24 protein-coding genes and 2 pseudogenes are annotated in these 21282 nt (G+C 56.0%); 24 read left to right on the top strand and 2 right to left on the bottom strand.

What is annotated here, in order from left to right:
• Positions 1 to 232: 232 nt before the first annotated feature.
• From ACFQUU_RS20145 to ACFQUU_RS20065, 17 genes are all read left to right on the top strand, one after another.
• Positions 233 to 601, top strand: coding sequence for a DUF302 domain-containing protein (locus ACFQUU_RS20145; RefSeq protein WP_382249908.1), 369 nt, complete (start codon positions 233 to 235; stop codon positions 599 to 601).
• 134 nt (positions 602 to 735) lie between these two features.
• On the top strand, positions 736 to 1716 hold the full coding sequence (locus ACFQUU_RS20140) for an MBL fold metallo-hydrolase (RefSeq protein WP_382249907.1): 981 nt from the start codon (positions 736 to 738) through the stop codon (positions 1714 to 1716).
• Between the two features lie 35 nt (positions 1717 to 1751).
• Positions 1752 to 2183, top strand: coding sequence for a DsrE family protein (locus tag ACFQUU_RS20135; RefSeq protein ID WP_382249906.1), 432 nt, complete (start codon positions 1752 to 1754; stop codon positions 2181 to 2183).
• A 152-nt stretch (positions 2184 to 2335) separates the two neighbouring features.
• On the top strand, positions 2336 to 2677 hold the full coding sequence (locus tag ACFQUU_RS20130) for an ArsR/SmtB family transcription factor (RefSeq protein WP_382249905.1): 342 nt from the start codon (positions 2336 to 2338) through the stop codon (positions 2675 to 2677).
• A 97-nt stretch (positions 2678 to 2774) separates the two neighbouring features.
• Positions 2775 to 4139, top strand: coding sequence for a sulfite dehydrogenase (soxC, locus tag ACFQUU_RS20125; RefSeq protein WP_382249904.1), 1365 nt, complete (start codon positions 2775 to 2777; stop codon positions 4137 to 4139).
• Positions 4123 to 5196, top strand: coding sequence for a c-type cytochrome (locus tag ACFQUU_RS20120; RefSeq protein ID WP_382249903.1), 1074 nt, complete (start codon positions 4123 to 4125; stop codon positions 5194 to 5196). Before soxC ends, ACFQUU_RS20120 begins: the two co-directional genes overlap by 17 nt.
• Before the next feature lie 74 nt (positions 5197 to 5270).
• Positions 5271 to 5705 (top strand): pseudoazurin, encoded by a 435-nt coding sequence (locus ACFQUU_RS20115; RefSeq protein WP_382249902.1) that lies wholly within the window; start codon positions 5271 to 5273, stop codon positions 5703 to 5705.
• Positions 5706 to 5765: 60 nt separating this feature from the next.
• The gene (gene soxY, locus ACFQUU_RS20110; protein WP_382249901.1) at positions 5766 to 6227 is read left to right on the top strand and encodes a thiosulfate oxidation carrier protein SoxY; all 462 of its coding nucleotides are present in this window, start codon (positions 5766 to 5768) and stop codon (positions 6225 to 6227) included.
• Positions 6228 to 6275: 48 nt separating this feature from the next.
• On the top strand, positions 6276 to 6587 hold the full coding sequence (gene soxZ, locus ACFQUU_RS20105; RefSeq protein ID WP_382249900.1) for a thiosulfate oxidation carrier complex protein SoxZ: 312 nt from the start codon (positions 6276 to 6278) through the stop codon (positions 6585 to 6587).
• 73 nt (positions 6588 to 6660) lie between these two features.
• A complete protein-coding gene (gene soxA / locus ACFQUU_RS20100; RefSeq protein WP_382249899.1) occupies positions 6661 to 7467 on the top strand; it encodes a sulfur oxidation c-type cytochrome SoxA in 807 nt (268 codons plus the stop codon).
• Positions 7468 to 7477: 10 nt separating this feature from the next.
• The gene (gene soxX / locus ACFQUU_RS20095; RefSeq protein ID WP_382249898.1) at positions 7478 to 8092 is read left to right on the top strand and encodes a sulfur oxidation c-type cytochrome SoxX; all 615 of its coding nucleotides are present in this window, start codon (positions 7478 to 7480) and stop codon (positions 8090 to 8092) included.
• An 83-nt stretch (positions 8093 to 8175) separates the two neighbouring features.
• Complete coding sequence (gene soxB, locus ACFQUU_RS20090) at positions 8176 to 9891, top strand: thiosulfohydrolase SoxB (protein WP_382249897.1); 1716 nt, start codon at positions 8176 to 8178, stop codon at positions 9889 to 9891.
• 70 nt (positions 9892 to 9961) lie between these two features.
• Positions 9962 to 10426: a thioredoxin family protein gene (locus tag ACFQUU_RS20085; RefSeq protein ID WP_382249896.1), complete on the top strand. Its 465-nt coding sequence runs from the start codon at positions 9962 to 9964 to the stop codon at positions 10424 to 10426.
• Positions 10423 to 10923, top strand: coding sequence for a heme-binding protein (locus ACFQUU_RS20080; protein WP_382249895.1), 501 nt, complete (start codon positions 10423 to 10425; stop codon positions 10921 to 10923). Before ACFQUU_RS20085 ends, ACFQUU_RS20080 begins: the two co-directional genes overlap by 4 nt.
• 165 nt (positions 10924 to 11088) lie before the next feature.
• Entirely contained in the window at positions 11089 to 12711 is a 1623-nt protein-coding gene (locus tag ACFQUU_RS20075) for a methyl-accepting chemotaxis protein (RefSeq protein ID WP_382249894.1), read from the top strand.
• A 166-nt stretch (positions 12712 to 12877) separates the two neighbouring features.
• On the top strand, positions 12878 to 13012 hold the full coding sequence (locus ACFQUU_RS20070; RefSeq protein ID WP_382249893.1) for a helix-turn-helix domain-containing protein: 135 nt from the start codon (positions 12878 to 12880) through the stop codon (positions 13010 to 13012).
• On the top strand, positions 12961 to 13554 hold the full coding sequence (locus ACFQUU_RS20065; RefSeq protein ID WP_382249998.1) for an IS630 family transposase: 594 nt from the start codon (positions 12961 to 12963) through the stop codon (positions 13552 to 13554). The genes ACFQUU_RS20070 and ACFQUU_RS20065 overlap by 52 nt, the downstream gene beginning before the upstream one ends.
• Here ACFQUU_RS20065 and ACFQUU_RS20060 read toward each other — a convergent pair.
• Positions 13531 to 13856: pseudogene (locus ACFQUU_RS20060) on the bottom strand (XdhC family protein); the annotation flags it as partial. The gene ACFQUU_RS20065 and the pseudogene ACFQUU_RS20060 overlap by 24 nt on opposite strands.
• 476 nt (positions 13857 to 14332) lie before the next feature.
• On the opposite strand from ACFQUU_RS20060, the gene ACFQUU_RS20055 reads away from it, so the two are divergent.
• The 7 genes from ACFQUU_RS20055 (at position 14333) to ACFQUU_RS20025 (ending at position 21093) form a co-directional block, all read left to right on the top strand.
• The gene (locus ACFQUU_RS20055) at positions 14333 to 14803 is read left to right on the top strand and encodes a (2Fe-2S)-binding protein (RefSeq protein ID WP_382249997.1); all 471 of its coding nucleotides are present in this window, start codon (positions 14333 to 14335) and stop codon (positions 14801 to 14803) included.
• Between the two features lies 1 nt (position 14804).
• Positions 14805 to 17213, top strand: a complete 2409-nt coding sequence (locus ACFQUU_RS20050) for a xanthine dehydrogenase family protein molybdopterin-binding subunit (RefSeq protein WP_382249892.1) — start codon at positions 14805 to 14807, stop codon at positions 17211 to 17213.
• Between the two features lie 10 nt (positions 17214 to 17223).
• Positions 17224 to 18021, top strand: a complete 798-nt coding sequence (locus ACFQUU_RS20045; protein WP_382249891.1) for an FAD binding domain-containing protein — start codon at positions 17224 to 17226, stop codon at positions 18019 to 18021.
• 37 nt (positions 18022 to 18058) lie between these two features.
• A complete protein-coding gene (locus tag ACFQUU_RS20040) occupies positions 18059 to 18979 on the top strand; it encodes an AAA family ATPase (RefSeq protein WP_382249890.1) in 921 nt (306 codons plus the stop codon).
• Positions 18976 to 20232, top strand: a complete 1257-nt coding sequence (locus ACFQUU_RS20035) for a VWA domain-containing protein (protein WP_382249889.1) — start codon at positions 18976 to 18978, stop codon at positions 20230 to 20232. Before ACFQUU_RS20040 ends, ACFQUU_RS20035 begins: the two co-directional genes overlap by 4 nt.
• Positions 20219 to 20677 carry a CoxG family protein gene (locus tag ACFQUU_RS20030; RefSeq protein ID WP_382249888.1) on the top strand — a complete coding sequence of 153 codons (459 nt, stop codon included), beginning with the start codon at positions 20219 to 20221 and terminating at the stop codon, positions 20675 to 20677. Before ACFQUU_RS20035 ends, ACFQUU_RS20030 begins: the two co-directional genes overlap by 14 nt.
• A gap of 152 nt (positions 20678 to 20829) precedes the next feature.
• Positions 20830 to 21093 (top strand): hypothetical protein, encoded by a 264-nt coding sequence (locus tag ACFQUU_RS20025; RefSeq protein WP_382249887.1) that lies wholly within the window; start codon positions 20830 to 20832, stop codon positions 21091 to 21093.
• 62 nt (positions 21094 to 21155) lie between these two features.
• On the opposite strand, the pseudogene ACFQUU_RS20020 reads toward ACFQUU_RS20025, so the two are convergent.
• Positions 21156 to 21282 (bottom strand): annotated as a pseudogene (locus ACFQUU_RS20020) (IS630 family transposase); the annotation flags it as partial.

Genomic DNA, 21282 nt, shown 5'->3' with positions numbered 1-21282 from the left:
AATACTTCGCCGATAAACACCTCCTGCAATGACCAAGATTGAGCCAATAAGATTATTCATGCTTCTCCCTGCCTGCGTCCTGTTATCGGCTTGCGGGTCGCTGCGTGCGATCCAAAATACGGAAGAGGGCGCCTATGCAGAAGCTGTCTCGGTCTGGAGCCGATATGTCGACTACGACGGCGATATTGCGGCTGCCACGACGTGGGAACGGAAGGTCAGGCCGGGAGTGACTGTGCATGAAATCGAAGAGGCGTTCGCCAGTGTCGCCGCGGAAGACAATCTTAAAGCGGTGGGAGAATCGGCTTTATCGGAGGAGTTAAAAGCCAGGACCGGCCAACCTCAAAAATTCCTGAAAATTTATTCCTACTGCAATCCGTTGACGGCAAGGGCAATGGTGGATTTCAGCCCTCATATGGCCGCATATCTGCCTTGCCGTATCACCGTAGTGGAAAAGGAAGACGGTCTGTGGCTCTACGCTTTGAACATGGACATGCTGATCAAGATGGGGCGAAAGTTGCCTCCAGATCTGAAGAAGGCGGCTTTGCAGATGCGCAACTCTATCTGGAAGTTGATGGATAAAGGCGCGCGCGGGGAATTTTAGTGCCGGAAGGGAACGATTAAGTCCATTTTCCAAGCATGATTATTTTCTAATTTAAATCATTATATGCGTATATAATTAGCTTGTAATATTTGATAGTGCGTTTTTCCACCTGAAACGGGTTCGCGTCAATCTTTATGGCCACCTCAAAGTCAATCACGCTACTTTTCCTTGGGTTGCTGGCCTGGCTCGGCATTCATATGTCTGGCGTCGCCGCGAGTCCCGGGCTCACCCTTGAGCCGATACAGGTGTCGGCACGCGTATATTACTTTCAAGGGCAGGCCGGCATGGCGAGCAAACAGAACCGCGGCTTCATGTCCAATGCCGGTTTTGTCGTCACCAATGACGGTGTCGTCGTGTTCGATGCGCTTGCAACCCCGGTGCTTGGTGATGCAATGCTTTCGGCCATAAAAAGGGTCACCTCGCAGCCGGTAAAGCGCGTCATCATCAGTCACTATCACGCCGATCATTTTTATGGCGCTCAAGCCTTGAAGGCACAGGGCGCCGAAGTCTGGGCACATGAAAACGGCCAATCGTCCTTGCGTTCCGACGCCGCGACGGCACGCCTTGAAGAGCGACGCGCGTCGCTGTCACCGTGGGTGAATGCAGAGACCAGACTGATTGCTGCAGACCGCTGGCTTCATTTTCCTGAAACAAAACAGATCACATTCGATATGGGCGGCGTCCATTTTCGCCTGCTGGATTCGAGCGGCGCTCATACCGGGGAAGACATCATGCTGTATGTGGATGGCGATCGCGTGCTGTTTGCCGGCGACCTGTTCTTTACCGGCAGGCTACCCTTTGTCGGCGAGGCCAATAGCAAGATGTGGCTGGAAACGCTGAACCGCATGCTGGATGTCGAGCCGGCTGTGGTTGTTCCGGGGCACGGAGAGGCGTCAAGGCGTCCGCTGGACGATATGAAGCTTACCCGGGATTACTTGGATTTCCTGCGACAGGAGATGGGCAAGGCAGTGAGTGAGCTGCTGCCGTTCGAGGAGGCCTATCGTAAGGTCGACTGGTCCCGCTTCGAAAAGTACCCGGCGTTCCAGCAAGCCAATCGCATCAACGCATATGGCACTTACCTGCTGATGGAGAAGGAAAGTTTCGGCAAGGAATAATCACATCTGCTCGAAATAAACGGAATGGTGACGACATGAACATAATCAATTTAATGCGTAGCACTACGCTGATATTCCTATTGATGACGGCTGTCTTGGCGACCGCCGCCGAGCGCGAACACAAGGTGGTTTACCACATTAACGACAGTGCCAACGCGACGGCTGCACTCCACAATATTCGCAATCACTTGAACGCTAGTCCAAAGACAAAAATCGTGGTGGTGACGCTGGGTGCGGGCATCGATTTTCTTCTCGACGGAGCAAAAAACCCGAATGGCAATCCGTATGAGATCCCGGTGCAGGAACTGGCGGGACGGCAGGTGGAATTTCGCGTGTGTAATAACACCTTGGAGAGCCGCAACATCGACAAATCGCGTGTGCTGCCTGAAGCGACTATCGTGCCTTCCGGCGTGGCGGAAATCGCTCGCTTGCAGGCAGAAGAAGGGTACGTGTACCTAAAGCCCTGATTTTGTGCACCGTATCTGAGTACATCGTTGTAAAATTTCCAAACTTCGGGTCCGGTAAGCCGCAATGTGCCGGTAATGCGTTGCAGAGCATTGACAGTATTTTTATTTCTACATAGGCAAATAAAGTGGATAGCAATCTTGGGCGAGCACAGATGACTGAGCTGTTTGAAGAAGTATCCAACTACTTCTTCCTGCTTTCCGAACCTACGCGGCTAAAAATCCTGCATTGTCTGTGCAACGGCGAGCGGCCGGTAAATGACATTGTCACGGAAATCGAAGCGACTCAGGCGAACGTCTCGCGGCAGTTAAACATGCTGTTTCGCGCAAAAATCCTTGCGCGGCGAAAAGAAGGCACCCAGGTCTACTATCGGATCGATGATCAGACTACGCTCGAGATTTGCAAAACCGTATGCGGTCAAGTTTCTTCAAAGATCATGGCACGCCATGTTTCTGATCAAATGGCTTCTACATTCACAGTCATGACACCAAGCTGATAAGTGTAGCTTGAAGGCAATATTTTTGACTACAATATGCGTAAGTAGCTATATACTTGAGTGTCTAATCAATAAAATAGTAACGCAAGGAGACTACATGACGGATGATATGAAAAAGCGAGGCCGTATCATGCGCGCGCCGGAAAATTTTCTGGACGCGGGCCTTGCTTTGGAAATTACCGAAAAAGGCTTGAACGAAGAGCGGCGCGGTTTCCTGCGCAAAAGCTTTTTGGCAGCCAGCGCTGCTTTAGCTACCGGATCGCTATCCCGGCACGCGGCAGCTAGTGCGCCATTGGATGGCGACCCGAATATCCTGACGCTGCCCGAGCATTCGACGACACTCGGTAAACCCGTTGCCGCCAATCCTTATGGAATGCCGTCCCGTTTCGAAACCAACCTATTGCGCCGGGAATCTCCAGGGCTGACACGCGTCAACGCGGCATCTGTTTCGTTCACGCCGTTACAAGGCTTGTTCGGCATCATTACCCCGAGCGGGCTGCATTTCGAAAGGCATCATCAGGGGTGGCACGACATCGACCCGAGTCGCCATCGCTTCATGGTCAACGGCCTTGTCAAAAATCCCAAGGTGTACACCATGGATGACCTGATGCGGCTTCCATCAGTGTCGCGCATCCACTTCATCGAATGCGGTGCCAACACCGCGATGGAGTGGGGCAATGTCGCCGTACCGGCGGTGCAATATTCGCACGGTATGCTGAGCTGCAGCGAATTCACGGGCGTGCCTCTTTCCGTATTGCTGGACGACTGTGGGTACGACAAAAAAACGGCAAAGTTCATTCTTGCCGAAGGTGCCGACGGTTCCGGCATGACTCGCACGATAGCGATCGATCGCGCACTCGATGATGTCATTGTCGCCTGGGGCATGAACGGCGAAATGCTGCGACCGGAAAACGGTTATCCGTTGCGCCTCGTCGTCCCCGGCGTGCAGGGCGTCTCCTGGGTGAAATGGCTTCGGCGCATCGAGGTAGGCGACAAGCCTTATGCGACAAAGGATGAGGCGATCCACTATATCGACGCCATGCCGGACGGCAGCTACCGTCAGTACACCTCTATCCAGGAATGCAAATCCGTCATCACGACACCGTCTGCCGGCCAGCGCCTGCTCGACAAGGGCTTCCACAATATTACCGGCCTGGCATGGTCCGGACGCGGAAAAATCAAACGTGTCGACGTGTCGGTGGATGGCGGCAAGAACTGGCGTACGGCGCGGCTTGAGACACCTGTGCTGTCGAAGTGCCTTACACGATTCAACATTGATTGGATATGGGATGGTTCGCCGGTGGTACTGCAGTCGCGCGCAATCGATGAAACTGGTTATGTACAACCGAAGATCAATGAACTGCGTGCCGTACGCGGTACGAAATCGATCTATCACAACAATGCCATCCAGTCATGGAAGGTCGCCGCATCGGGGGAGGTATTCAATGTTCAGGTGTATTAAGGCGTTTGCCGCCTTGTCCTTGTTGCTTGGCGGCGCTGCCGCGATGGCGCAAGGCTACCCGAATGTCGGGCGAACCGCGACCGACAAGGAAGTCGCCGCATGGGACATCGATGTGCGTCCCGATTTCAAGGGATTGCCGAAAGGTTCGGGGTCGGTGACAAAAGGCATGGAAGTGTGGGAGTCGAAGTGCGCATCCTGCCACGGCACCTTTGGCGAGTCGAACGAAGTGTTTACGCCGATTGTCGGTGGCACAACCAAGGAAGACGTCAAAACCGGAAAGGTCGCCGCGCTCACCGATAACAAGCAACCGCAACGCACCACGATGATGAAGGTGCCGACCGTCTCCACGCTATGGGATTACATTAACCGTGCAATGCCTTGGACTGCGCCCAAGAGCCTGACGACGGAAGAAGTGTATGCAGTAACTGCCTATATCTTGAACATGGCGGAAGTGCTTCCTGACGATTTCGTGCTTTCAAACGAGAATATCGCGGAAGTGCAGCAGCGCATGCCTAACCGTAACGGCATGACGACGAACCACGGTATGTGGTCATTGAAGGGCAAGGCGGATGTACAAAGCGTCGCTTGCATGAAGGACTGCAAGGGCGAGGCGACGATCCGTTCCGAGCTTCCCGCTGCAGCGAGAAATGCCCACGGCGATCTGTCGCAGCAGAACCGGCCATTTGGCGCGGTGCGCGGCGTGGACACAAAAAAACCTGCTTCGGCGGAGCCGGTTGGTGCGAAAGCCCGCAGCGATGTCGTCAACACATCTCAGCAATTGAAAGTTGCCGTACCTGCTGCAAAGGATGGCGCGGCGCTGGCAAAGCAGAACGCCTGCATGGCGTGCCACGGCATGACCAACAAAATCGTCGGCCCTGCGTTCAGCGATATTGCTGCCAAATACAAAGGTGATGCAACCGCATTATCGCGTCTGACAGACAGGGTTAAGAACGGAAGTAGCGGAGCATGGGGTGCAGTACCCATGCCTGCACAGGGACATGTCAAGCCTGAAGATATAGGAACCGTCGTGGAATGGATCCTGCACGGGACCAAGTAACCGAAGTTCAATCGCAGGCGCGGCAATGCGCCTGACGTGAAGAAGCATGATTCAAAAATTCAGGGAGATCGAGAATGAAGAAGCTTGGAATGATCGTCGCGTTGTCACTGGCTGCAATCAGCGCAACAGCGGCGGAGCATCAAGTAAAGATGCTCAACAATGGCAAGGATGGAACGATGGTGTTCGAACCGTCGTTCCTCAAGGTGGCAAAAGGCGACACGGTTAAGTTCGTAAAAGGCGATCCATCCCATAACAGTGCAGCCGTCGTTGTGCCCGCAGGTGCGACGGCATGGAAGGGAAAGATGGATGAAGAAATCTCGGTAAAGCTGGATCAGGAAGGCGTCTATGTGTACGTCTGCGATCCGCACAAGGTCATGGCAATGGCCGGCGTCATCCAAGTCGGAAAAGCGACCAATTTGGACGAAGCAAAGAAAGAATCGGACAAGCTTGCCAAGACCTTTGTCATGAACAAGGACCGGCTCGCCAAGGCCCTTGCGCAGGTGCAGTAAAACTAACCAACGGTATTGACCGGCCGCGCGGCCTTGTCAATTTGAAGAATGGAGAAAGCAATGAATCAAAATCGACGCGACGTTCTGCGCATCAGTTCGGTACTCGGCCTGGCGTTCACCGCCGGATTGCTCAAGCCGAGCGACGTATTTGCGGCCGACTGGAAGGCCAATGTTTTTGAAGCAAAAACACTTGAAGATGCGGTCAAGGCACTTGGCGGCGACAAATTCGTCGTGAGCAAGGACGTTACGGTGAACGGCCCGGATATTGCCGAGAACGGCGCCGTGGTGCCGGTATCGGTCGCCAGCGCGGCGCCCAATACCGAGTTCATCGCCATCCTCGTGGAGAAGAACCCGAATCCGCTGTCGGCCAGCTTCAACATCCCGGCCGGCACCGAGGCGGCGGTCAGCACGCGGGTAAAGATGGGCGGCACCTCCAACGTGCATGCGCTGGTCAAGGCTGACGGCAAGTGGCTCATCGCAAGCAAGGAAATCAAGGTCACGCTCGGTGGTTGCGGCGGTTGATCATCGACAGCGTCGCTTTCATATCATTCACGCTTAAGAGGAAATATCATGGGAAACCCAATGCGGATTCGCGCAAACGCCAACGGTGACGTCGTCGAGGTCAAGGCTTTGATCCGTCATGACATGGAAACCGGACAACGCAAGGATGCGTCTGGAAAAACTATTCCACCGCACTTCATTCAGACCCTGACCGCCAAGTGCAACGACAAGCTCGTACTTGATGCGCAGATGGGCACATCCATTTCCAAGGATCCTTTCCTTTCCTTCAAGTTCAAGGGTGGCGCAAAAGGCGATAAGCTCACGATCACCTGGACCGACAATAAGGGCGATACGCGCACCGACGAAGCAGTCATCGCCTAGTCGAATCGGCTGCATGCATTCCAGACAAAATAAGGAAGTGGCACACGCCATCTTCCAACACAATGGAGACGTAATGAGACGTACAAGCCATTATGTTATTGCGACCGCGATCATCGTCGCGGCAGCACCCGCCTTCGCGCAAACCTCGGCGACCGACGAGATCGCGAAATACCGCCAGTTGCTGGCTGACGGCAATCCCGCTGAACTGTGGGAGATGCGCGGCGAAGAACTGTGGAAAAAGAAGGAGGGGCCTCAAAAAGCTTCGCTGGAGCAGTGCGATCTTGGCAAGGGCCCCGGCGTGGTCAAGGGGGCGTACGTTGAGCTTCCGCGCCATTTCAAGGACGTAAACAAAGTGATGGACGTGGAGCAAAGGCTGATCCATTGCCGTATGACCTTGCAGGGTTTGACACGCGAGCAGGCGACCAAAAAGCCGTTCGCGTCGCCCGGCAGTCCATCCGACATCGAAGCGCTGGTGTCTTACATTACTGCGGAATCCAAGGGGATGAAGATGGCGGTTACCGCCAGCCATCCCCAGGAAAAAGCCGCCTATGAAATCGGCAAGAAGATCTTCTTCTATCGCGGCGGCGCCCACGACTTCGCATGCGCGACCTGCCATTCGACCGACGGTCAGCGAATTCGCCTTCAGGAGTTGCCCAACATTCTGAACAAATCGAACGCCCAGGCCGCCTATACGACATGGCCCGCGTATCGGGTTTCACAGGGTGAGGTAAGGACCATGCAGCATCGATTGAACGACTGCTTCCGCCAGCAGCGCTTTCCGGAACCGCTCTACGGCTCCGATGTGATTACCGCTGTGACGATGTTTCTGGCCAAGAACGCCGAAGGCGGCGTGTTCAACGCACCTGCGTTGAAGCGATAAGGAGAACGGTATGAAAAGAATCGCAATCGCCGTCGTGATGGCGGGTGCCGTTGCGGGCTGCGCGACGATGGCCGGCGACACCGACTATGGCAAAGCCGCTCTCGACATGATCAAGTCGGACTTCAGATCGAAAGGACCGGCAACGGTGGAAGGCGTACTCAAACAGGACGAGGCGCAACGCTTGTGCAGCGAATATCCAACCGAGCGGCCCAAGGAAGTGGCGGAAAAGATCGAGACGGAACAACTCAAACTGGTGAAATATCCTGAGGGCGGCAAATATCTTGGCAAGTGGCAGGAAGGCGAAAAGATCGCGCAGAACGGGCGTGGCATGCAGTCGTCCGACCCGATTGGCGGCATCAACGGCGGTAATTGTTATGCCTGTCATCAAATGACAAAGGAGGAAATCTCCTTTGGCAATATCGGCCCTTCACTGTATCACTACGGAAAACTGCGCGGCCAGAGCGAAGAAATTCTCAAGTACACCTGGGCAAAGATCTATAACTCCCAGGCGTTTACTGCCTGCTCCAATATGCCGCGTTTCGGTCACAAGGGCATCTTGAATGAGAAGCAGATCCAGGACGTGATGGCCTTGTTGCTGGATCCGCAATCGCCTGTCAATAAATAAACGGTCTTGACCAAAGACGCGGCAAGTGCAGTACGTAGCAGTGCTGCATGCGTCGCCAGCCTGAGTGAAATAAAGGAAGAAAAATGGGTTTGAACCGTCGCGAGTTCATGCAAGTAATGGGGATCGCCGCCGCGGGCGGCATGGCGCTCAGCGCGAAGGCTGCGCTGGCCGCGCCTTCCGGCAAGCTTTACGATCTGCCGCGTTTTGGCAATGTGAATTTCCTGCACTTTACCGACTGCCACGCTCAGCTACTTCCGATCCATTTCCGCGAACCGAATGTGAATCTCGGCATTGGTGATGCCTACGGGCGCATGCCGCATCTTGTCGGCGAGCACCTGCTCAAACATACAGGTATCAAACCCAATAGCGCGCAAGCCCACGCGTTTTCTTATCTAAATTTCGAAAAGGCGGCACAAACCTACGGCAAGGTCGGCGGCTTCGCCCATCTCGCTACTCTGGTCAAGCAGATGAAGGCATCGCGGCCAGGTGCGCTGTTGCTGGACGGCGGCGATACCTGGCAAGGATCGGCCACCGCACTGTGGACAAATGGCCAGGACATGGTGGATGCTTGCCTGACGCTTGGCGTCGATGTGATGACAGCGCATTGGGAAATGACGCTCGGTGATAAACGCGTCATGGAAATTGTCGAAAAGGATTTCAAGGGCAAGGTCGATTTCGTTGCGCAAAACATCAAGACCACCGACTTTGGGGACCAGGTGTTCAGCCCGTATGTGATGAAGGAAATGAATGGGGTCCAGGTCGCCATCATCGGCCAGGCATTTCCGTACACGCCTATCGCCAATCCGCGGTACATGATTCCGGACTGGAGCTTCGGCATCCAGGATGAGAACATGCAAAAGATGGTCGACGAGGCGCGCTCGAAAGGTGCGAAGGTCGTGGTCGTACTTTCTCACAACGGAATGGATGTCGATCTCAAGATGGCTTCACGCGTGCGTGGGATCGATGCGATCATGGGTGGACATACGCACGACGGCATGCCGGCGCCTGTCATTGTCAGCAATGGAGGTGGCAAGACGTTGGTCACCAATGCCGGCAGCAACAGCAAGTTTCTTGGCGTGCTCGACTTCGATGTCCGCGGCGGCAAAGTGCAGGATTTCCAGTATCGCCTGTTACCGGTGTTTTCCAACTTCCTGCCAGCGGACAAGGAGATGGATGCGCTCATCAAGAAGATCCGCGCACCGTTCGAATCCAAGCTCAACGAGCAACTTGCTGTGACCGAAGGAACACTCTACCGACGCGGAAATTTTAACGGCACGTTTGATCAGCTCATCGTCGATGCGCTGATGGACGTCAAGCAGGCGGAGATCGCATTTTCACCGGGGTTCCGCTGGGGCACATCATTGCTGCCGGACAGCCCTATCCTGATGGATCACCTGATGGACCAGACCGCTACCACCTATTCCTATACCACGGTATCGGAGCTAAGCGGCGATACGATCAAGACCATTCTGGAGGATGTGGCTGACAATCTGTTCAACCCCGACCCGTATTACCAGCAGGGCGGCGACATGGTACGCGTTGGCGGCATGACGTACGCAATCGAGCCGAAAGCGAAAATGGGCGCGCGGATTCAGGACATGCGTCTGAACGGCAAGCCGATTGAAGCGAACAAGACTTACAAGGTCGCCGGCTGGGCGCCGGTCGCCGAAGGTGCCAAAGGCGAGCCGGTATGGGATGTTGTCGCGCAATGGCTGCGCACAACGAAAACGGTAAAACCGCGCAAGGTGAACACACCGCGCCTCATAGGAATGGAAGGAAACCCTGGGATCGCGGTATAAGACCGGCATGCATTCTGTTCAATCAGCATGGTGCGCTACGCTGTTAGGCTTCGCATGCCTTGCATCAGCGATGAATGGTTCGTTCGCTGCCGACAATCATTCTTCCATTCCTTTGGCTGCCGACCTGCGTCAGGACGCCATAGAAGCGCAGCGTGAAGGTAAGCCTGTCCTTGTTCTTTTCACGATGCCGGGCTGCAGCTACTGTCATGTCATCCGGCAGAATTACCTTGTGCCGCTGCTGAAGGCCGCCGACAGAAACGATCGCCCGATAATTCGCGAAGTCGACTTGACCAGTCTTCAGAGTTTGATTTGGCTGGATGGCGAACGCATGACTCATAAGGCGTTTTCCATTTCACATCGCATACGTTTCGCGCCGACAGTCATTTTCCTCAACGCGCAAGGCGAACAACTTGCCGAACCGCTTGTCGGCGGCGATACGGCTGGCATGTATGGCGCCTATTTCGACAACCGGTTGTCCGCTGCGGCACAAAAGATGGCGGTACAGAAGCGCACCCCACTAAAGGAGAAGCAATGAAGCATTTCTATACAAAGCTGTTTGCCACCATGTTCATCGCCGGCTTCCAGCAGGCATCGGCCGCGGATGCGAGCTATACGGTCAAGCTGATGACGCCCGAAATCGCCCTCAAGGCGGCGCAGGCCGGATTGCAGGCTTGCCGCGATGCCGGCTATCAGGTAGCTGTTGCGATCGTCGACAGGACCGGACAGACGCAAGTCGTCTTGCGGGATCGGTTCGCCGGCATGCACACACCGGATGCCGCGGTCAATAAAGCATGGACCGCGGTCAGCTTTAAATTAAACACCAGCCAGTTTTCCGAAGCGACCCAGGGAACCAAGCCCGCGAGCGGAATTCGACATATTCCGCGCGTGCTGGCGCTCGGCGGCGGCATGCTGGTCGAAGCTGGGGGAGCCACCTACGGCGCAATCGGCATTTCGGGCGCGCCGTCGGGAGAAGCGGATGATATGTGCGCGGCAGCCGGGATCGCAGCAGTGAAGGAAGATCTGGAGATGTGAACTGTTTGTTCACTGTCCGTCTCGTGGGTGCAACAAATCGTATAGACTCGTGCATTGTATTTCTCATGGGCAACTATCACTGGTATAACTAAGCATTAACATCTGGTTCATTCATGTACCAGATATTTTTTCCACTTAGACGATTTGCATCCGCTGGACATCAGCATGAAACTAAAGACGAAACTTGTATTGAGCATGGGGCTGTGCTTTGCCCTGTTTATCCTGGCATTGGCAGTTGCTCTCATCGGCACCTTCAACACCAAGTCGCGCTTCGAGACTTTTCTCGACAAGGACCAGGCCATCCTACAGGCGGCTACCACGATGTATGCCCAAGGGCTTCAGATGGGGCAGGCTCTGCGCAATATCGTGATGGATCCTGCGAACAAGACCGCCTACAAGAATCTGGACGACGCGAGCAAGGAGTTCAAGCAGGCGCATGAACTTGCGGAGTCGCTGGCCGAATCCGAACCTGCGGTGCTCGCCATGCTGAAGGAGGTGGCTGCGATTCGCGAACGGCAAAAACCGATTCAGGAAAAGATCGTCGCACTTGCGGCTTCTGACCAGTCTGCCGCAATCGCCATGATCAGCAAGGACGAGACGCCGGTATGGCGGCAGATGCGCACGCGGCTCATCGATTTTGCGAAGGCAAAGAATGCAGCGGTCGCCGAAACGAAATCGAGCATGGTCGCATTCACCGAAAAAATGGTTTCAATCAGTGTGGTGCTTGCACTGTTGGCCGTTCTGCTCGGCGCAAGCATGATGGCATGGCTGATCCGTAACGTGATGAAGCAGCTCGGCGGAGAGCCGGATTATGCGGTCAGGATTGCAAGCGACATTGCGACCGGCAATTTTTCGACGGCAGTATCGATCAGGGACGATGATCGCTCCAGCGTTTTATATGCGATGGGCGCGATGCGGGAAAAACTGAGTCAGACGCTTGCCGATATCAAGCGGTCCGCCGAAACGATCGATATCGGTTCGCGTGAAATCGCAACGGGTAACGCGGATCTGTCGGCACGCACCGAGGCACAGGCGGCCAGTTTGGAAGAAACCGCCAGCTCCATGGAAGAAATGACGAGCACCGTGCAGCAAAATGCCGAGAACGCGCGGCAGGCGAATCAGTTGGCTGGAAGCGCGTTTAGCGTTGCTGAAAAGGGCGGGCAGGTCGTCACCCAAGTGATCGACACCATGGGATCGATCAAGGAAAGCTCACGCAAGGTCGTGGACATCATTACCGTCATCGATAGCATTGCCTTCCAGACCAACATCCTGGCACTGAATGCCGCTGTGGAAGCAGCGCGTGCCGGCGAACAGGGGCGAGGTTTTGCGGTTGTCGCTGCTGAAGTCCGCGCGTTGGCGCACCGCTCAGCCGGTGCAGCGAAGGAAATCAAGGCCTTGATCGGCGACTCGGTCGACCGAATCGAAAATGGCAGCGTGCTTGTTAGTCAGGCGGGGCAAACCATGGAAGAAATTGTTGTTTCGGTTAGGCAGCTTACCAGCCTCATCAATGAGATCGCTGCCGCCAGTGACGAACAGAGCGCCGGTATCGCACAGATCAACCAAGCTATCTCGCAAATGGACAATGCCACCCAGCAGAACGCCGCGCTGGTGGAGCAGGCGGCCGCTGCCGCTCAGAGCATGCAAGACCAGGCCGCAATCCTGAATCAGGCGGTTGCGTTATTCAGGCTCGCATCGAGTACCACCTCCGACAGTCTTCATTCTGCTGAACGAATCGGTGCTTCCCCGCCATCTCTGCATGTAGCGAATGCGTATCCGCGGCTGCGCTAGGGTGCTAATGCGATTCAATTAAATTCATAGTCTCGAGCCAACAAACAGCAGAAAATACTACAGCGTATTACATAAATTCATCTGGAATTCATGAAAGCCTTTCCTGTCAAAGAAATGTTGCCATTTATATCTTGGACAGATCATCGCCTCTCCTTGCTCACTCGATTTGAGGCAGAAGATTCTGCAGGCCCATGATCGTGGTATGGGTTCTCAACGCGAGATTGCCGAGTTCTTTGGTGTCAGTCTGTCATTCGTGGAAAAGTTGCTGCAGCGAGTGCGTACCACCGGCAATGCCGCTTAAAAAAGACCCTCCATGCGTGTGAGAAGGACACTGCGAGAGTCCGCCAGGCACGTCGCCAATACCGTAGGAAAATAGCGCGTTATACCACTCGTCGATTGAAGTTTATTGATGAGGCCGGCTGCAATATTGCCATGACGCGCCGCCGCGGCCGCGCAAAACTGGGTGTCCGTGCCGAGGATGCAGTACCGAAGAATTTCGGTCGCAATGTGGCGGTGCTGCAAGCATTGTCCTGCCATGGTCTGGAAGCGGTCATGACAGTCGATAGTGCCACCGATGCCGCAGTGTTCCTTACTTATCTCAATCATGTTCTGATACCGACCTTGCGGCCGGGTGATGTCGTGGTGATGGATAACTTAAGTGCCCACAAAGTCGCCGGTATTGCGCAAGCCATTGAAGGTGCCGGGGCCACCTTGATGTATCTGCCACCTTACTCGCCGGAGTTCTCTCCCATTGAAAACTGCTGGTCCAAGCCTAAGACCAAATTACGAAGTGCAAAGGCAAGGATCCGACAAGCACTTCGAGGACAGAGGTTCGATGGCTAGCTGAATTGTGCCGCCGCATGGCAGGCCGAAACGATGTGGCTCGTCGGCGGTGATGCGGTAGGTAACAATCTCCGGACGAACGCGTTTCATTCCCAGCTTGCGGACACGATCGATCAGATCGTCTTCGATGCATCCGTCGGAGACAGAGCCGACCTCCAGGCCGTTTTCGCAGATAGCCAGCATGCTCCTTCCGCGCGAGGACTGGAACCCCTGGTCTTCACAATTGTGAGCAGCTCGCAGCGGTGTCCGACGGCAAGCTATTGCTCACAGGTTTTTAGAACTTCCATATCGATGCTATTCATTGCCGTATCCGCGAAAGCACTTTATGAAAGTCGAAGACCGGTCGGTATGCATGCATTCAACGATCAGATCGCACCCGCTGACGCTGGTTCGACCGCTGAAACCGTGCAGCCGGTGTTTCCCGTAGGCATGAAACCTATCCATGCCTGCTGCCCGCGGCACCCACCTTACGAAGGAGTTTGATTATGGTGTCGTGGTTTTTATTTGACTTAACGCAAATGACGACTGTCTCAGCCAAGTACGCTAATTTTGCAATACCGACTGCACTGCCGGTGCCAATCCGGCGCGCTGTGGCCGATTGCGACGATAAGAATCGATGACAAGGTGAGGCGCCGGGTTATCGGGACATACAATGGAGACAAGCCTGACGGATGGAATGCGACATTCCGCCGACTATGGCCAATTCCCTTTTCTGCCCTGCGGCTGTTCCTCCTTCCATGATCAAACGGCAATCAACCTGAGGAGTAATCGCATGGCAATCAAGGTATCCATGACCGTCAATGGCACGCCGGCGAGTGCGGAAATCGATCCGCGCACCCTGCTTGTCCAGTTCCTGCGCGAAAACCTGTCGTTGACCGGTACCCATGTCGGATGCGACACCAGCCAGTGCGGCGCCTGCACAGTGATTGTCAACGGCAACGCTATCAAGTCCTGCTCGGCGCTGGCGGCGCAGTTCCAGGGCGCGCAGGTGACGACGATAGAAGGCATCGCCGGCCCGGGAGGCGAGCTTCACCCGATGCAGGCCGCTTTCAAGGAATGTCATGGCCTGCAGTGCGGCTTCTGCACCACGGGCATGATCATGTGCGCCATCGATATCGCCCAGCATCATCCCAATGCATCGGAGCGTGAAATCCGCGAGCAGCTCAAGGGCAATATCTGCCGCTGCACTGGTTATCACAACATCGTCAAGGCGGTCCAGGTGGGCACCGCCAACATGAACGGAGCCTGACATGAACGCCCCTTCAGAACGTGAAACCGGCATCGGCGCTTCGGTACGCCGCAAGGAAGATTACCGGTTTGTCACCGGCAGCGGCAAGTACACGGATGACGTCCAGGTCCCTGGCCAAACCTATGCGTATTTCCTGCGCTCACCGCACGCGCATGCCACGATCAGATCGATCGACACGAGCGCTGCCCGGAGCGCGCCAGGTGTCATCGCTGTCCTGACCGGCGAGGATCTCGCAACAGACAACGTCGGCAGCGTCCCTTGTGGCTGGCTGATTACGGATGTCAACGGCCAGCCGATGAAGGAGCCGCCGCATCCGGCACTGGCCCAGGGCAAGGTTCGCTACGTCGGCGACCAGGTCGCGCTCGTTGTCGCCTCAACGTATTTGCAGGCGAAGGATGCAGCCGAATTGATCCAGGTCGATTACGACACGTTGCCCGCGGTTGCCGACGCACGCGATGCGCTCAAACCAGGCGCCCCAGTCGTGCACGACATCGCACCTGACAACAAATGCTATACCTGGGCGCTCGGCGATAAAACGGCGGTCGATGCAGCGTTCGCCCAGGCACATCACGTCACCCGCTTAGAGATAACGAACAACCGGCTGGTCCCGAACGCCATCGAGCCGCGCGCTGCACTGGCCCAGTACAACCGCAGTGATGACAGCTATACACTGTACGTCGCCAATCAGAATCCGCATGTCGAGCGATTGCTGCTCACTGCGTTTGTGCTTGGTCTGCCAGAGCACAAGATGCGCGTCATCGCCCCGGACGTCGGCGGCGGTTTCGGATCAAAGATATTTTTGTATGCGGAAGACGTGGTTCTGGCCTGGGCATCTAAAAAGCTGAACCGTCCGGTGAAGTGGACCGCGGAACGCTCCGAATCATTCCTGACCGACGCGCATGGCAGGGACCATGCGACCGTGGCGGAGATGGCGGTGGACCAGAACGGAAAATTCCTGGCCATGCGCGTACACACGGTCGCCAATCTTGGCGCTTACCTGTCTACCTTCGCGACGTCGGTCCCGACCATCCTGTATGCGACGCTCCTGGCGGGACAGTACACGACGCCACATATTTATGCCGAAATAGACGGCGTGTTCACCAACACCACGCCGGTCGACGCCTATCGCGGCGCGGGACGCCCGGAGGCTGCGTATGTGGTCGAGCGCCTGGTGTCGGCGGTAGCCCGCGAGATGAACATCGATGATGTCGAATTGCGGCGCCGCAATTTCATCACAGCGTTTCCGTACCAGACGCCTGTGGCGCTTCAGTACGATATTGGCGATTTCAATGCCTGCCTGGACGGCGCGGTCGAACTGGCCGATGTCGCCGGCTTCCCCGCCCGGCGTGAGGAAGCGAGGCAGCGTGGAAAACTGCGTGGCATCGGATTTTCCACTTATATCGAAGCTTGCGGCCTGGCGCCTTCAAACATCGCCGGTGCGCTAGGTGCCCGTGCGGGATTGTATGAAGTCGGAGAAATCCGCGTTCATCCGACTGGCAGCGTCACCGTGTTCACCGGGTCGCACAGCCATGGGCAGGGACACGAAACGACATTCGCGCAGATTGTTTCGACGCGCCTTGGCATTCCTTTCGAGCAAGTGGACATAGTGCACGGAGATACCGGTCGGGTGCCATTCGGGATGGGTACTTACGGCTCGCGCTCCCTAGCGGTGGGTGGCTCGGCCATCGTCAAGGCGCTGGACAAGATCGAGGCCAAAGGCAAGCAGATTGCCGCACATTTAATGGAGGCTTCGGCTGGCGACATTGAATTCAAGGATGGCAAATTTACCATTGCCGGTACCGATCGCAGCGTACCTTTTGCGCAAGTTGCGCTGTCGGCTTACGTGCCGCATAACTATCCACTGGACAAGCTGGAACCGGGTTTGAACGAAACCGCTTTCTACGACCCGACAAATTTCACCTATCCGGCCGGCGCCCACATCTGCGAAGTCGAAGTCGACCCTGAAACCGGTGTAGTCGAGGTGGTTGCCATGACCGCCGTTGACGATTTTGGAAACATCATTAATCCGATGATTGTCGAAGGCCAGGTACACGGAGGGCTGGCACAGGGTATCGGACAAGCGTTGCTGGAGAACTGCGTCTATGACAGGGAAACCGCACAACTACTGTCAGGAAGTTACATGGATTACGCAATGCCACGCGCCGAGGACTTGCCGAATTTTAAAGTCGGCAGTCGGGTGACGCCTTGCACGCACAATCCGCTGGGCGCCAAGGGCTGTGGCGAAGCAGGCGCAATCGGCTCACCGCCGGCAGTCATCAATGCCGTGATCGACGCACTTTCGCCACTCGGAGTAACGCATCTGGATATGCCCGCGTCACCGGAGCGCGTGTGGAACGCCATTCAATCCGCCGCACAGTCAGCGCAACAGTCAGCCAACCAGGCCGCGTGAGGAGAGCGATATGTATGCATTCGAACTGCATCAACCCAAAAGCATGAGCGAAGCCGTTGCGTTGCTCGCCAATCCGGATTGCCAACCACTGGCTGGTGGACAAAGCCTGGTCGCGGCAATGAAACTCCGGCTCGCTGCGCCCGCAAGCCTGGTGGACTTGGGCGGCATTGCAGAACTGCGCGGCATCCGGCGTGAAGACGGCAATCTGATCATCGGCGCTGGAACCTGCCATGCCGACATTGCCGGCTCCAGCGAGGTGCGGCAAGCCATCCCTGCGCTGGCATATCTGGCAGGTGAAATCGGCGACATTCAGGTACGCAATCTCGGCACCTTGGGCGGATCGCTGGCCAACAACGATCCGGCCGCCTGCTATCCGGCTGCCGCCCTTGCATTGAATGCGTCAATCCGGACCGACCGGCGAACTATCGCGGCAGACGGCTTCTTTACCGGAATGTATGAAACGGCGCTCGAACCAGGTGAAATTATTACGGCGGTTCAGTTTCCGATTCCGGACAAGGCGGCATACATCAAATTTGTGAATCCTGCCTCGCGCTTTGCGCTGGTGGGCGTCTTTGTCAGTCGCAGCAGTGATGGCCAAGTGCGCGTAGCGGTCACCGGATGCGCCGGCTGTGCGTTCCGCATGCCGGACCTGGAAAAGGCACTCGCATCGAGTTTCACTCCGGACGCCGCGAAAGCGGTCCGTATAGCGCCCGACGGGCTGAGTTCGGATTTGCATGCAAGTGCGGCTTACCGCGCACACTTGATCCCGGTGCTGGCCGGGCGCGCTGTTGCAGAGGCGTTGAAATGAGGCTGCGTCACGGCGGCATCATCTCCATAGGGAGCCTATGTCACTAGACCATCCTCCTGCTTCCGTCGATGAGGTGGCGCAGCTCCTGGCGTCTCAGCAATATATCGCCGAGCGCCATCTGTCGACAACGCTGTATCTCGCAATGGCCATGAGCCGGCCTCTTTTCCTGGAGGGCGAAGCCGGAGTCGGGAAAACCGAAGTCGCCAAGGCGCTGGCCGCCGGACTCAACCGGCAGCTGGTACGCTTGCAATGCTACGAGGGACTGGACATTGCAAACGCAGTCTATGAATGGAACTATCCGCGCCAGATGATCGAGATCCGGCTTGCCGAAGCGGCCGGGGAAGCCTCGAAGGATCGGCTTGAGGCTGACATCTTTACCGACCGCTTTCTGATCAAGCGCCCCTTGCTGCAAGCGCTGGAAGGGACAGGCCGCGGCCCTCCGGTACTTTTGATCGACGAACTCGACCGTGCCGATGAGCCGTTTGAGGCGTATCTGCTGGAAGTGCTGGCGGAATACCAGGTCACGATTCCTGAGCTGGGTACGATCCGGGCAGAGCGGCCGCCGTTGGTCATTATTACCTCGAACCGCACGCGTGAAATCCACGACGCCGTCAAGCGGCGCTGCTTTTATCATTGGGTGGACTATCCCGATAAGGAGCGAGAACTGGAAATTGTTCGCTGCCGGGTGCCGCAAGCTGCTGACACACTGAGCCGGGAAGTGGTCGCATTCATTGCCCGCCTGCGCAAGATGGAGCTGTACAAGGTGCCGGGCGTAGCCGAAACCCTCGACTGGGCGGCATCGCTCGCAGTCCTGGAAAAAACCGCACTCGACCCGGAAGCGGTGCAGGCAACCTTGGGTGTCGTGCTGAAATATGAGGACGATATTGCCAGGATGCCTGCCGGTAAAATCGCACAGCTTATAGACGATGTCCGGACGGATGTTGCGGGGATGCGATGAGCGCTGTGATGCCGGATCAAGAGCAAGGGCGACTGGCAGAAAACGTCGTGTATTTCGCGCGGGTGCTGCGCAGGGCTGGGCTGGCGATCGGGCCGGCCAAAGTAATTGATGCCTTGCGCGCGCTGCAGGTAGTTGGCGTGGAACGGCGGGACGATTTCTACTATGCGCTGTCGACAGTGCTGGTTGACCGACGAGACCAGCAAACCCTTTTCGATCAGGTGTTTGAACTGTACTGGCGCGATCCGTCCCGCATCCAGCAGCAGCTGCAACAGCTGCAGGACCTCCTGGGTGGCGTACGTGCGCCGAAACCGGATACAGCGACAATTGCGCCACGAATTGCACAGGCTCTGATGCTAAAAACACCGCATGTCGCACCGCCTGGCGCCGACTTGCCTCCGGAACTGACGTTTGACGCGTCGATGACGATGTCGCAAGCAGAAGTACTTAAGGAGAAGGATTTCGCCGCAATGACAACGGAAGAGCAGGCTGAGGTGAAGAAGCTGATCGCTTCCCTACGCATGCCATTGCCGGAAATGACGAGCCGCCGTTCTCGTCCGCACTCGCAAGGAGCGCAGGTCGATTTACGCAATACCCTGCGGCATATGGTCAGAACCATGGATGGCTGCGTCGAATTGCGACATCGGACGCCACGCACCCGTCCACTCAAGCTGGTGGTCTTATGCGATATATCTGGCTCAATGGAAAGCTATACGCGCATGTTCCTGCATTTCATCCATGCGTTAGCCAATCATCGCCGCCGCATGCATTCCTTTCTTTTCGGCACGCGTCTTTCCAACATCACGTATCTGCTGCGAGACCGTGACGTCGATGGCGCACTCAGCCAGGTATCACGGCAAGTGGCAGACTGGGCTGGCGGCACCAGAATCGGCGCATGTCTGACCGAGTTCAATCGGCATTGGGCACGCAGACTGCTGGGGCAGGGGACCGTCGTGTTGCTGATTACGGATGGTCTGGACAGCGGCGATATCGAAAGTGTCGCCGTCGAAATGGAACGGCTTAGCCTCTCATGTCGACACCTGATCTGGCTGAATCCTTTGTTGCGCTTCGAGGGATTTGAAGCTAAGCCTGCTGGAGTACGCGCTATGTTGCCGCACGTTGACCTGTTCCTGCCCGTGCATAACTTAAAGAGTCTGAGTCGCCTGGGCACCGTGCTGGACGAGACTGTCCCTCGCCGGTCAGTTTCACGTACCCGATCACGTCATTCGTCAGGAGGTCAATATGGAAATGTCTAGCGTTCAAATTGTGCCCGCACCACCGGACAGAGTCTGGTCGGCACTCAACGATCCTGAATTGCTCAAGAGGTGCATTACTGGCTGCGAGGCAATCGAGCCGATCGAGGAAAACCAGTACAAGGTCTCGATGACGGTAAAGGTTGGGCCGGTGAACGCCAAATTTGCGGGGAAGATATTTCTGCTTGATCTGAATCCTCCCGAATCCTACACAATCAATTTTGAGGGGCAGGGAGGCATGGCGGGTTTCGCAAAAGGGAACGCGAAAGTCGCTTTGTCGCCGGAAGGCGAGGTTACCAAACTGGCCTATACCGCTTCGGCACAGATCGGCGGCAAGCTGGCACAGATAGGCTCCCGCCTGGTCGACGGTGCGGCCAACAAAATGGCAACCGACTTCTTTGCTGCACTGGCCCGGGAGCTTAAGGAAGAACCACAAGCTTCCACTTGATCGCATCGTTCAAAGGGGTTGAATTCCAGGAAATTGCAATAACCACCGCAGGTATATGGCTGGTGTCTCATGTTGATCATGCAAAGCGGTCGACATCGCTGGACTACTAAGATCACCGGTTAATCTTTCACGCATCAAACAAGGAGACGAGAATGGCCGAAGAAACCAAAGGATTCAAGGTTTGGAATGTGCAGATGCAGGAAATACCCTCAGACGCAAAAGGCGAAGACGGTACGGCGGAAAGCGGGCAAAAGGCGATCGCATCGGTATCGGTTGAGTGTTTGCAGTGCGGCGAAACCTGGACCGCGACCGAAGGCGCTGCCGAAAAGAGCCTGACAAATGTACTGGGGGGTATCGTCATTTCCTGTCCCAGCTGCAAGCAGACTGGCGGTGTCCAGCGGCCGGATTTCCAATAATTATTGTCTTCAGATGAGAGAAGCTGGCTGGTACGTGTTGCAGTTTTAATCTAAGTCGAGGTCTAGTGTGGTGTCCCGCAAATAACTTTACAAAGACGCTCAATCTTTTGCAGGATGGAGTCGGCGGTGGCGGTCCAGACGAACGGTCGCGAGTGGACATTGTATTGCGCGACAAAGCTGTCGATCTTG

The organism is Herbaspirillum sp. GCM10030257 (assembly GCF_042666555.1).
Taxonomy (GTDB): Bacteria; Pseudomonadota; Gammaproteobacteria; order Burkholderiales; family Burkholderiaceae_D; genus Noviherbaspirillum.
Note: the sequence above shows the minus strand (reverse complement) of the source record. Positions and strands in the feature narration are given on the sequence as shown.